General features: G+C 72.5%; 11 protein-coding genes. 6 read left to right on the top strand and 5 right to left on the bottom strand.

The window, feature by feature from the left end; genetic code table 11:
- Positions 1–22: 22 nt before the first annotated feature.
- The gene (locus tag AB0C87_RS06300) at positions 23–814 is read right to left on the bottom strand and encodes an oxidoreductase (RefSeq protein ID WP_360576724.1); all 792 of its coding nucleotides are present in this window, start codon (positions 812–814) and stop codon (positions 23–25) included.
- Positions 815–1,064: 250 nt separating this feature from the next.
- On the opposite strand from AB0C87_RS06300, the gene acs reads away from it, so the two are divergent.
- From acs to AB0C87_RS06275, 5 genes are all read left to right on the top strand, one after another.
- Positions 1,065–3,032, top strand: coding sequence for an acetate--CoA ligase (acs, locus tag AB0C87_RS06295; protein ID WP_345178975.1), 1,968 nt, complete (start codon positions 1,065–1,067; stop codon positions 3,030–3,032).
- A 238-nt stretch (positions 3,033–3,270) separates the two neighbouring features.
- Positions 3,271–4,494, top strand: coding sequence for a Na+/H+ antiporter NhaA (gene nhaA, locus AB0C87_RS06290; protein WP_353831870.1), 1,224 nt, complete (start codon positions 3,271–3,273; stop codon positions 4,492–4,494).
- A gap of 13 nt (positions 4,495–4,507) precedes the next feature.
- On the top strand, positions 4,508–4,939 hold the full coding sequence (locus tag AB0C87_RS06285; protein WP_345178972.1) for a phage holin family protein: 432 nt from the start codon (positions 4,508–4,510) through the stop codon (positions 4,937–4,939).
- 8 nt (positions 4,940–4,947) lie between these two features.
- Positions 4,948–5,871 (top strand): alpha/beta hydrolase, encoded by a 924-nt coding sequence (locus AB0C87_RS06280; protein WP_345178971.1) that lies wholly within the window; start codon positions 4,948–4,950, stop codon positions 5,869–5,871.
- A gap of 115 nt (positions 5,872–5,986) precedes the next feature.
- Positions 5,987–6,343, top strand: coding sequence for a DUF309 domain-containing protein (locus AB0C87_RS06275; RefSeq protein WP_360576723.1), 357 nt, complete (start codon positions 5,987–5,989; stop codon positions 6,341–6,343).
- On the opposite strand, the gene AB0C87_RS06270 is transcribed toward AB0C87_RS06275, so the two are convergent.
- From AB0C87_RS06270 to nth, 3 genes are all read right to left on the bottom strand, one after another.
- Positions 6,340–7,536, bottom strand: coding sequence for a MarP family serine protease (locus tag AB0C87_RS06270; RefSeq protein ID WP_345178968.1), 1,197 nt, complete (start codon positions 7,534–7,536; stop codon positions 6,340–6,342). The two genes, AB0C87_RS06275 and AB0C87_RS06270, sit on opposite strands and share 4 nt — an antisense overlap.
- Before the next feature lie 215 nt (positions 7,537–7,751).
- Positions 7,752–8,453 (bottom strand): CoA pyrophosphatase, encoded by a 702-nt coding sequence (locus AB0C87_RS06265; RefSeq protein WP_360576722.1) that lies wholly within the window; start codon positions 8,451–8,453, stop codon positions 7,752–7,754.
- A gap of 56 nt (positions 8,454–8,509) precedes the next feature.
- A complete protein-coding gene (gene nth, locus AB0C87_RS06260; RefSeq protein WP_345178966.1) occupies positions 8,510–9,250 on the bottom strand; it encodes an endonuclease III in 741 nt (246 codons plus the stop codon).
- Positions 9,251–9,370: 120 nt separating this feature from the next.
- Here nth and AB0C87_RS06255 point away from each other — a divergent pair, with 120 nt between their 5' ends.
- Positions 9,371–10,636: a helix-turn-helix domain-containing protein gene (locus tag AB0C87_RS06255; RefSeq protein ID WP_360576721.1), complete on the top strand. Its 1,266-nt coding sequence runs from the start codon at positions 9,371–9,373 to the stop codon at positions 10,634–10,636.
- A 12-nt stretch (positions 10,637–10,648) separates the two neighbouring features.
- Here AB0C87_RS06255 and AB0C87_RS06250 read toward each other — a convergent pair whose 3' ends face one another.
- On the bottom strand, positions 10,649–12,076 hold the full coding sequence (locus tag AB0C87_RS06250; RefSeq protein ID WP_360576720.1) for a sigma-70 family RNA polymerase sigma factor: 1,428 nt from the start codon (positions 12,074–12,076) through the stop codon (positions 10,649–10,651).
- Positions 12,077–12,140 lie beyond the last annotated feature (64 nt).

Genomic DNA, 12,140 nt, shown 5'->3' with positions numbered 1-12,140 from the left:
ATGGCCCTACCGGGTGACAGCCTCAGCCGCGCATGAACGCTTCGCAGATGGCCTGCGAGTCCCGTGCGGCGGCCGCGATCGCCGAGGAGCAGTGGACGATCCACCGCGCGACGCCCTCCGACGTACCGGACGCGTAGGCGCGAAGGGCCTCGGCGTACTCGTCGGAGAGTTCGAGGTGCCCGACCTCAGGCGCGACCAGGGATTTGGGGTCGAGCCCACGGGCGACAAGGGTGAGCCGCTGGGCGGCACGGGCGACGATCCCGTCTCCCCAGCCGAACGGGCGCAGAGCCAGGAGTTCGCCGTGCACGATCGACGAGACCACGAGAGCCGGCGCCTTGGTGGGTTCGGTCAGCAGCCCGCTGAGCACGTCCAGGCGCGCCGCCACTTCGGCTGGCGAAGGCGGCTCTCCCAGGCCGAGAACGTCCTTCACGACAACCTCGCCAGAGCGGGGATGTCCGAGATCCGCGCTGTCGACCGCGTCCGCTGCGGCGAGGACGTGCAAACGCGCCAACGCCTGCCGCGGTGCCTTGCGCCAGACCTCGGTCAACGTTCCGAGCTCGGCCGACACGCGCAGAGCGCCCTGCACGACGGGGTCGGACGGGTGGTCGGTGGTGCGCAGCTCGTCCAGCGTGACCGAGGCGCCGTCGAGGACGGCGGAGGCCCGGGCGCCGCGCAGCGCCGACTCCGTGGACACCTCGGCGCTGCGCCGCCGCAGGACGCGGTGGCCGAGCAGCCGGTCCACGGCCTTGCGCGCCTCGTCGACGGCGTCGACGACGCCGGGAAGGTTCGCAACATCAGCTAGAGCATCGGTCACGGCCTGACTTTATGCCGTCGTCCGGAGCGCTCGTGCAGCGGCCCACCAGGGCGTGGAACGGAAACGGTTCCCCCGGCCCGGAGCTGGGAAGGCCCGTGGTGTCGGGCATCACAAAGCAGGATTCGCAGCCGTGAGCACCGATCGCGTCCATCCCCCCGACACCCGGGAGCGCGGCCTTGTGGGGACCGGGACCTACCTGGTGAAGTGGGGATACCGGGCGACCCCCGCTTGAGCTAGCAAGGAGTTCGCGTTGAGCCAGAGCCAAGAAACACTGTCGAACCTTCTGCAGGAGACGCGCCGCTTCCCCCCGCCCGCGGACCTCGCCGCCTCGGCGAACGTCAAGGCCGACGCCTACGAGCGCGCTGACGAGGACCGCCTGGGCTTCTGGGCGGAGCAGGCGGACCGGCTCGCCTGGACGAAGCGCTGGGACGACGTCCTGGACTGGAGCAACCCGCCGTTCGCGAAGTGGTTCGTGGGCGGGGAGCTGAACGTCGCCTACAACTGCGTCGACCGGCATGTGGAGGCCGGGCGGGGCGAGAAGGTGGCGTACCACTGGGAGGGGGAGCCGGGCGACTCCCGCACCCTCACCTACGCCGACCTCCAGCGCGAGGTGAACAGGGCCGCCAACGCCCTGCTCGAACTGGGCGTCCGCAAGGGCGACCGGGTCGCGATCTACCTCCCGATGATCCCCGAGCTGCCGATCTCGATGCTGGCGTGCGCCCGCATCGGCGCGACCCACTCGGTGGTGTTCGGCGGATTCTCCGCGGAGGCCCTCCGGACGCGCATCGACGACGCGCAGGCCAAGCTCGTCATCACCGCGGACGGCGGCTTCCGGCGCGGCAAGCCGTCCGACCTCAAGGGCATCGTGGACGAGGCCGTCGCGCAGACGCCGACGATCGAGCACGTCCTCGTGGTGCGGCGCACGGGCGAGGAGGTCGTCGAGAACGAGCGCGACCTGTGGTGGCACGACGTCGTCGAGCGGCAGAGCGACGAGCACACCGCCGAGCCCATGGACTCCGAGCACCCGCTCTACATCCTGTACACGTCCGGGACGACGGGGAAGCCGAAGGGCATCCTGCACACCAGCGGCGGCTACCTGACCCAGTGCGCGTACACGCACTGGGCGGTGTTCGACCTGAAGCCGGAGACGGACGTCTACTGGTGCTCGGCCGACATCGGATGGGTGACGGGCCACTCCTACATCGTGTACGGGCCGCTCGCCAACGGCTCGACCAGCGTCATCTACGAGGGGACGCCCGACACCCCCGACAAGGGCCGCTGGTGGGACGTCATCCAGAAGTACAAGGTGTCCATCTTCTACACCGCGCCCACGGCGATCCGCACGTTCATGAAGTGGGGCGACGACATCCCGGCCCGGTACGACCTGTCGTCCCTGCGCGTGCTGGGGTCGGTCGGCGAGCCGATCAACCCCGAGGCCTACGTCTGGTACCGCAGGAACATCGGCGCCGACCGGACGCCGGTGGTCGACACGTGGTGGCAGACCGAGACCGGCGCCATCATGATCAGCCCGCTGCCGGGGGTGACGGAGGGCAAGCCGGGCGCGGCGATGCGCCCGCTGCCCGGCATCGCCGCGGACGTCGTCGACGACCAGGGCCGCTCGGTGCCGGACGGCGGCGGCGGGTTCATGGTGGTCCGGGAGCCGTGGCCGGGCATGCTCCGCACGATCTGGGGCGACGACGAGCGGTACGTCAAGACGTACTGGTCGCGTTTCGAGGGCCTGTACTTCGCCGGTGACGGCGCCAAGAAGGACGCGGACGGCGACATGTGGCTGCTCGGCCGCGTGGACGACGTCATGCTCGTGTCCGGGCACAACATCTCCACGACGGAGGTGGAGTCGGCGCTGGTCTCGCACCCGAAGGTCGCCGAGTCGGCGGTGGTGGGCGCGACGGACCCGGTCACCGGGCAGGCCATCGTGGCGTTCGTGATCCCGCGCGGCGACGCCGGCGGCGACGTCGAGGGCGAGGACTTCCTGCGGGAGCTGCGCGACCACGTCGCCAAGACCCTCGGCCCGATCGCCAAGCCCCGCCAGATCATGATCGTTCCGGAGCTGCCGAAGACCCGCTCCGGGAAGATCATGCGGCGGCTGCTGCGGGACGTGGCGGAGAACCGCAGCATCGGCGACGTCACGACGCTCGCGGACAGCACGGTGATGGACCTCATCTCCGAGAAGCTGCCCAGCGCCAAGTCGGACGACTGACCCCACACGGCGCACACCGGCCAACGCGACGGCCCGCATCCGGCACACCGCCGGGCGCGGGCCGTTTGGGCGTCCGAGCCGGGGGAACGGGGCCGCCCACTGGGCGGGCCAGGTAAAATGTCCCTAGGTGCGCCGGGAAGTCTGGTCGGCAGGGACGTCCCGTAGTGATCGTGCGGGCCGTGGCCTTGTCCAGCCGTCCGCCGCTTTCCCAGGGGTTCTCTCTATGGCGCGCCCGCCCGTGAAACGCCGCGTTGCAGCAACGTGGCCGTTCCGTCCGACCGTCCGTTACAGCCTCCAGGTCGCCAGTGCGCTCCGCACCGAGACGATCGGCGGCGTGGTGATGCTGCTCGCGGCGGTCGCGGCGCTGGTGTGGGCCAACACGCCGTGGGACGGCGCCTACAAGAGCCTCCAGACGTTCGAGATCAGCCCGCACTGGCTGCACCTCGGCCACATGGACGTGCAGCACTGGGCGTCGAGCGGGCTGCTCGCCGTCTTCTTCTTCATCGCCGGGCTGGAACTGCGCGAGGAACTCACGCACGGCGAGCTGCGCAATCCGCGGGACGCGGCGCTGCCGGTGATCGCCGCGGCGGCCGGGGTGGCGGTGCCCGCGCTGATCTTCCTGGCGGTGAGCGCGGGCGCGCCGGGCGCGGCCAGCGGGTGGGCGGTGCCGACGGCGACGGACATCGCGTTCGCGCTGGCGGTGCTCGCCGTGACGTTCACCTCGTGCCCGGCGCCTCTGCGCGCGTTCCTGCTGACGCTGGCGGTGGTGGACGACCTGATCGCCATCGCCATCATCGCGCTCTTCTACACCAGCACCCTGCACTGGACGCCGCTGCTGCTCGGCGCGGCGCTGATCGTGGCGTACGGGCTGCTCCAGCACCGGGGCGTTCGTTCGCCGTGGGTGTACGTGCCTCTCGCCGTCGCGGCCTGGTACTGCCTCCAGCGGAGCGGGATCCACGCGACCGTCGCGGGCGTCGCGCTGGGGATGCTCACCAGCCCGAAGGAGACGCCGGACGGGCGGCCGACGAACGCCGAGCGCGCCGACCACGCGCTGCGGCCGTTCTCGGCGGGCGTGGCCGTGCCGGTCTTCGCCTTCGTGTCGGCCGGGGTGGGCCTCGGCGCGGCGCAGTTGGGCGCCGTGTTCACCGACCGGGTGGCCCTCGGCGTGATCGCCGGACTTCTGGTCGGTAAGTTCGTGGGGGTCTTCGGCGGGGCGTGGACGGCCGTGCGGCTCGGCCTTGCGACCCTCGGGGAGGACCTGCACTGGCACGAGATCGCGGGAGTCGCGCTCCTGGCCGGGGTGGGTTTCACCGTTTCGCTGCTGATCGGCGGTTTGGCCTATACCGACCCGTCACAATTCGAGAGAGTGACGACTGCGGTCCTGATCGCGAGCGTTCTCGCCTCGGCGGCCGCGGCCGTCGTCTTCCGGAGAAGGGTGCGTCTGCGCGCGCGCCCGGACTAAGGAGAAAAGCCATATGTCCGAGGCACTACCGGGCGAGCGAGTCGAGGACAAGTCCCTCGGCGAGCTGGTCGCCCTGGCGTCCAGCAGCGTCTCCGACCTGATCAGGGCCGAGATGGACCTGGCCAAGCTGGAACTGAAGGCCGATGCCAAGAAGGCCGCGCTGGGCAGCGTGATGTTCACGATCGCCGCGCTGATCGGCGGGCTGATCGTGATCCTGCTGTCGATCGCCTTCGCGTACGGGCTGGTGGCCGCCGGGATCTGGCACTGGGCGGCGTTCCTCATCGTGGCCGGCGTGTACCTGCTCCTCGCCCTGGCCCTGATCGCCATCGGGTACTTCCGCATCCGCAAGATCGAAGGGGCGAAGCGGACCCGCAGGACGCTGAAGGACGACTTCACCGCGCTGCGCCACCGCGGCGACTCCGGCGATCCCGAACTGACGGGCTGACCGCCGCCGTGTCCGGGCACGACGCGTCGCTGATCGAGGTCGACGGGCCGTGGACGCACCGGCAGGTCAGCGCCGGCGGGACGCGCTTCCACGTCGCCGAGGCCGGCGAGGGGCCGCTCGTCCTGCTGCTGCACGGGTTCCCCGAGTTCTGGTGGTCGTGGCACCACCAGCTCGTCTCGCTGCCCGCCGCGGGCTACCGGGCGGCCGCCGTCGACCTGCGCGGCTACGGCGGCAGCGACAAGCCGCCGCGCGGGTACGACCTGGTCACGCTGGCCGGGGACGCCGCGGGGCTGGTCCGCGCCCTGGGCGAGGCGAACGCGACCGTCGTCGGGCACGACTGGGGCGGGCTGCTCGCCTGGACGATGGCCGTCTACCACCCGAAGATCGTCCAGCGGCTGGCGGTGGTGGGCGCCCCGCATCCCCTGCGGCTGCGGCGGGCCGTCGCCGGCGACCCGCGCGGGCAGGGCTGGGCGGCGCGCCACACGTTCGGCTTCCAGGTGCCGCTGTGGCCCGAACGGCGCCTGGTCCGCGACGACGCGGAACTGGTCGGAAAGCTTCTGCACGACTGGTCGGGGCCGGACTGGCCGGACGAGCGCACCGAGCGGCTCGTACGGAAAGCCGTGCAGATCCCCGGGGTCGCCCACAGCGCACTGGAGTACCACCGCTGGCTCATCCGCTCCCAGGCCCGCCCAGACGGCATCCGCTACGCGCACCGCATGCGCACCCCCATCCATGCCGCCACACTCCAGGTGCATGGCGCGCTCGACACGTGCACCCTTCCCGCCAGCGCGCAGGGTTCCGGACGCTACGTGAAGGCCCCGTACCGTTGGACGCTCATAGAGGGCGCAGGGCATTTCCCCCACCAGGAGCGTCCGGAGGAGTTCGACGCCCGGCTCCTCGACTGGCTGGCCGACCCGGGGCCGGAACGCTGAACCCGCGTACCGTGGAGGCATGCGGGATCGGGACGAGTCGGGACGCCCACGCAACGCACGCCCACGGGATGCCTACGGACGTCCCCTGCCGCACGGCGCCACCGGCATACCCACGATGCCGGACGAGCTCGACATGCCACCGGCGGAGGCCCTGGCCGAAGCGCAGCGCCTCCTGGACGCCGACCGCCCGTTCCATGCCCATGACGTACTGGAAGCGGTCTGGAAGTCCGCCCCGGAGCCCGAACGGGAGTTGTGGCGGGGTCTCGCACAGGTCGCCGTAGGGGTGACCCATCTGCGCCGGGGAAACGCGCGTGGCGCCCAGGCCCTCCTCAGCCGCGCCGCGGACCGGCTGGTCCCATACCTGGACGCCGCTCCGTACGGCATCGACGTCCAAGGGATCGTCCAGCGGACACGCAGCCTGGCGAAGGAGCCGCAGGACGGCCCCATCGCCCTCCGCCTCACACCGAACTAGTCGGAGCAGCTCTCCGTCGAGACCGGCTTCGTGGCGTTGGCGCCCACGCGCGCGTCGGGCGCGACCTCCTGCGCGGTGAGCGCGTACCCGGTGGACGGCGTGTCCAGGGCCGCGGCGAAGATGACGCCGTAGACGCGGCCGTCGGTGGACAGCAGCGGACCGCCTGAGTTGCCCGGCTCGACCTTGCCTCGGATGGCGTAGATCTCGCGGCTGACCTGGCCGGAGTGGTAGATGTCGGGCCCGCGCGCCGTCTGCCGGGCGCGGATCCGGGCCGCCCCGGTCGTGAACGGCTGCTGCTTCGGGAACCCGGCGATGATCGCGTCGTCGCGGACGCGGGCCTCCTTGGCGAACTCCAGCGCCGGCGCCTTCAGGCCCGGCACGTAGAGGACGGCGACGTCGCGCTTCGGGTCGTACAGCACGACCCGCCCGCGGTTGGTGTCGCCGTTGAGCGTCGCCACCACCGAGGAGCCGCGCGCCCCCGCGACGACGTGCGCGTTGGTCATGATGTGCTGCGGCGCGAACACGAACCCGGTGCCCTCGATGCGGCGCTGGCACTGCGGCGCCGTGCTGACCACCTTCACGATGCTGTTCTTGGCGGCCTTCAGGCCCCGGGTGTTGAGGACGGACTCGTCCGGCGGCGGCACCTGCACCACCGACTCGCCGCCGAGGCCGTTGAAGACCTGCGGGAACTCGCTGCTCTTGACGAACCCCTGGAACGAGGTGAACCACGTCTGCGCCTGCGGGGGCATCACGTCGTTGATGCCGTTGATGATCGAGGAGCCCTTGACCTGCGTCCGGACGGGCTTGAACTCGGAGTTGGCGACCAGGCTGCCGAAGAACCAGGCGACGATCAGCAGCGAGAGCGCGCTGACGAACGTGCCGCCGACCGCGTCGGCGGTGCGGGCGTTCATCCCGGTCACCCGGTTGCGCAGGACGGCGCCGACGGACGAGGCGACGAGCTGGCCGAGGGTGGCGGACAGGAACGCGACCACGATGGCGAGCAGCGCCTGCTGCGCGGCGCCGTCCACCGCGGCCTCGGCGATCGGCGGCGCGATCAGGACCCCGATGACGCCGCCGCCGACGAAGCCGACGAAGCTCAGCAGGCTCACGATGAAGCCCTGCCGGTAGCCCGAGACTCCGAACAGCACGACGAGCACGAGCAGGATCAGGTCGAGAATGTGGTCGTGCAGCACCGCTTCACCGTATAGGGCCGCGCCGCTGCTTCACGTCCCCTCGATGGACCAGTTTGGGGCGTGCCGGATAGCCGCCGAGGGTGACGCGGGACAGCGGCGACGGCCGTGTCCACCGCGAACTGCCACCTGACCTGCGCACGAGCCCTCGCCGCGCGGGTGGGCGTTTTCGTGGGAAACGACGAGACGCCTCGGCCGCGTAAGGCGAGGTTCACCGTTCAGTCGCGCGCGGCGACGTCCACCCCTCGGTCACGGGCCCCTCGGTCGCGGGCGGCGAGGTTCACGACGTCCTCGGGCAGGTCCTCGACGCGGGAGGTGTCCCACGGCCGGTCCCAGCCGCCCGCGCCCAGCACCTGGGTCAGGATCGCCGCCGTGAACCCCCACACGAGCATGTCCCGGACCTGGAACGCGGGGCCGACCCTGATCCCGGAGGGGTGCCTCACCATCAGCCGGTTCGCCGGGTCGACCAGCTCGCTGATCGGGACCCGCGCGACCGTCGCGACCTCCCCGGGATGGCCGGGCGCGACCTCCGACGGCTCGCGCCACCAGCCGGCGACGGGCGTGACCCGGTGCTCGCTGTGCGACAGGTACAGCTCCGGCAGCGTGCACAGCACGTCCACGCCGGACGGCTCGACGCCGGCCTCCTCCCACGCCTCGCGCAGCGCCGCCGCGACCGGGCCGTCGTCGCCGGGGTCGATGCGGCCGCCGGGGAAGGCGGGCTGCCCGGCGTGCTTGTTGAGGGTGGCGGCGCGCTCGGTGAGCAGGACGTCCGGGCCGCTCGGACCGTCCCCGAACAGGATCAGGACGGCGGCGGCGCGGGCGGTGGGAGCGGGCCGGAACACGGGCGGCACGGGCAGTCTCGGCGCCTCCGAGCGGAAGCGGTCGAGCCAGGCGGGGCAGTCGGGGGTGGCGTCGGTCACGTGGATCCCAACTCCGGAACGTTCCCGTTCCTTCCCGGGACGACCGGGAGAACCGCTCACGAGAACGGTCCGGGCTTGACGAGCTTGCGCGCCGTCTCCTCGTCCACCGGCCCCTCGCCGAAGGACGGGCAGAGCCGCGCCACCGGGCAGGCGCCGCAGGCGGGACGGCGCGCGTGGCAGATCCGGCGGCCGTGCCAGATCAGCCGGTGGGACAGCATCGTCCAGTCCTTGCGCGGGACGAGGGAGCCGATCTCCTCTTCCACCTTCACGGGGTCGTCTTCGGTCGTCCAGCCGAAGCGCCGGGCCAGGCGGCCGAAGTGGGTGTCGACGGTGATGCCGGGGACGTCGAACGCGTTGCCGAGGACGACGTTGGCCGTCTTGCGCCCGACGCCGGGCAGCTTGACGAGGTCTTCGAGGCGGCCGGGGACCTCGCCGTCGAACCGGTCGCGGAGCGCGGCCGACAGCCCCATGACCGACTTGGTCTTGGCGCGGAAGAACCCGGTGGGCTTCAGGATCGCCTCGACGTCCTCGGGGTCGGCGGCGGCCAGGTCCTCCGGGGTGGGGTACTTGGCGAACAGCGCGGGCGTCGTCAGGTTCACCCGCATGTCGGTGGTCTGGGCTGACAGAACGGTCGCGACCAGCAGCTGGAACGGGGTGCCGAAGTTCAGCTCGCAGTGGGCGTCAGGGTACGTCTCGGCCAGGATCCGGTTGATCCGGCGCGCCCGCCGCACCAGCCCCAGCCTCGTCTCGTCCTTCCACTTCCGAGCCCGCGCCTTCGGGGACGCCTCCGTCGCCATACCGGCCAGCCTAAAGCCTCGCGGCCCGGTTCCGGCCGAACGAGAAAGTCGCGCCGATCCGCGTAATCGGCGCGGGGGCGGGCCGTCTCTCCGGGCACGACGTTCCCCGAAGGAGATCTCATGTCCGACCTCAGCCAGGTGGTCCGCCTTCCGGTGCGCCGGATCGAGCTCGACCTGTCGTTCGAGGGCGCCGCCCGGATCGCGGGTGACCTTCGCGAGCACGTTCCCGGCATCGCGGCGGAGGCGGTGCGCCGGATCGAGAGGCGGCTGCCGGAGTTCGTCCGGCCGCACGATCCCCGCTACGCCAAGGCGGTCCAGCTGGGCACGGAGTGCGCCATCGGGCACTTCCTGGACCTGATGGCCGACCCCGCCGCCCCGTCGGCCGACGTCGTGGAGTTCTGGCGGCAGATCGGCGTCGGCGAGGCCAGCGAGGGGCGGACGCTGGACTCCTGGCAGGCGGCGACGCGGATCGGTACGGGCCTGGCCGTCGAGCGGCTCACCGATCACGCCGAGCGGATGGGCTACCGGACGAGTCCGGCGATCATCGCGGCCATCGCCAACGCGGCGCTCGACTACCTGAACCAGCTGGCGGCGATCGTCGCCGAGGGCCACGCGGACGCCGCCGCGCGGGCGGCGGGAGCGCTCCGGGACCGCCGGCGGCACCTGCTCGACCTGCTGCTGAACGGCGCCTCCGCGGCGGACCTCAGGGGGGCGGCGCGCGAGGCGGACTGGGCGCTGCCGCGCACGTTAGCGGTCGTCGCCCTCCGCGAGGACGGCCCCGACGCCCGGCACCCGTCGCTGCCCCCGGACGTCCTGCCAGGCCTGCACCTGGGGGAGCCCTGCCTGATCGTCCCGGACCCGGAGGGCCCCGGCCGCGCGCGGATGCTGGAGCGGCAGCTGCACGGCTGGACGGCCGCGATCGGCCCGGCGGTCGGGATCGGCGACGTCGCGACGTCCCTGCGGCTGGCGCGCGAGGCCCTGGCGCTGGCCCGCCAGGGCCTGATCGGCGGCGCGGCGCCCATCCCGGCCGAGCGGCACATGCCGATCCTGGTGATGATGCGGGAGCGAGCGCTGGTGGAGAAGGTGATCGCGCGCCGGCTCGCCCCGCTGCTGAACGCGCGTCCGGCCCAGCGCTACCGGCTCGTGGAGACGCTGCTGGCCTGCCTGGAGCACGGGTTCAACGCCACGGAGGTGTCCGGTCACCTTCACCTGCACCCGCAGACCGTCCGGTACCGGCTGCGGCAGCTAGACGACCTGTTCGGGGACGCCGTGCACGCGACGTCGGACCGGCTGGAGCTCCACATGGCGCTGCGCGCGTGGCTCGCCCTCAACGCCGAGGCCGGCGCCGAACCGTCCGCCGCGCGCGACCGCCTGGGCTACGGGTGACCGCCGATGGGGTCAGCCTGCGGCTTCGACGGCCCAGCCTTGAGCCGCCATGCCCGCATAGGAGGACGGCTTCAGCGTCACCGGTTTCAGGCCCGACCAGCTCGCCTGGAGGTAGTAGCCGTCGCCGTTGGCCAGCCGGTAGACGGACGGCGCGAACCGGACGAGCTTCCAGACCTGGTTCGCGCCCCCGCAGGGGGCCATGACGACCGTGTATTCGCTTCCGCCCTCCCAGGGGACGCCCGCGGCGGGCGTCCCGCGGCTCAGGCATCGCCCGGTGGAGCTGCTCGTCAGCGTGAAGCCGCCGCCGGTGTTCTTGCGCTTCCACCCGGTCGCCGAGTCGGTGCAGGAGCGCTGCACGACCGACGTCCCGCTGGGCGCCAGGCACGATTGCAGCGTCGTGTTCCGCACGCGGAAGGGACCCGCGCCGGACGCCGTGCCATCGCCGCCGGCGCCGCCGGGGACCCGGCCGCCGCTTTCGGGGGAGCGGGTGCCGACGGTGTAGTCGGGCGGGGCGACGTCCGCCGGAGCCGAACTCGCCGGGGTGGGCGTCGCGGGTGGCGGGGCCGCGCGCGGGTCCTCGCCCGGACCGCCGCCGACCGTGGTGAACAGGATGATCGCGATGCCGGTGGCGACGCCGCCGGCCACCGCGGCCGGAAGGGTCCAGCCGGGCAGGGACGCCGCCGGAGCGAGGGAGCCGAGCGGCGCCGACGGCGCCCCCAGCAGGACGGCGCCGATCGGCAGAGCGCGCCGCAACCGCCCGTTGAGGTCGGTCATCTCCTTGGAGGCCCGCCTGCACTCCTCGCAGGACTCCAGGTGCCGGCGCAGGGCGCGGCTGCGGCGGCGGCCGGGGCGGCGGACGCTCGCCGCGAGCTGGGCGGTGAACTCCGCGCATTCCGGACGTCCCCCGGAGCCTGCGACGAGGAACGCCTGCCGGAGCCCTTCGCGCGCCCGGAACGCGAGCTGGGAGACCGCGCCCTTCTCCATGCCGAGCAGCTCCGCGACCTGCCCGACGGGCTCCTCCTCGATGACCGTGTACCAGAGGACGGTCTGCCACCGTTCGGGCAGCGACCGGAAGGCGCGGACGAGCGCGTCGAGCTCGTCGACGTCGGGCGGCTCGTCCTCGGAGTCCGAGGCCCACTCGGCGACCTCGTCGGTCACGACGGTGCGGCGGGCGCCGCGCGCCCAGTCCGTGGCCGTGTTCCGCACGACGGTGTAGAGGTAGGGCCTGCACGCGTCGCGGGGCCCGCCGCCCTGGCGCATCGCCGCGAACGTGCGCGTGAAGGCCTCGCTCGTCAGGTCCTCGGCGAGGTGCTGGTCGCGGACCAGCCCGCGCGCGTACCGCAGGACCGCCGTGTGGTGCCGCCTGAACAGCTCGTCGGAGGCCTCGTCGTCGCCCTTCGCGGCGGCCGCCAGAAGGTCGGCGTCCGGCCGCGTCCCCACGCCCGCTACCACCACGCCATCCAACCCAAGGCACGCATCTCACCACAACCTTCGGAGACCGCTT

Source organism: Actinomadura sp. NPDC048021 (assembly GCF_040653135.1).
GTDB lineage: Bacteria > Actinomycetota > Actinomycetes > Streptosporangiales > Streptosporangiaceae > Spirillospora > Spirillospora verrucosospora.
This window is presented reverse-complemented; position numbering and strand designations above follow the sequence as displayed.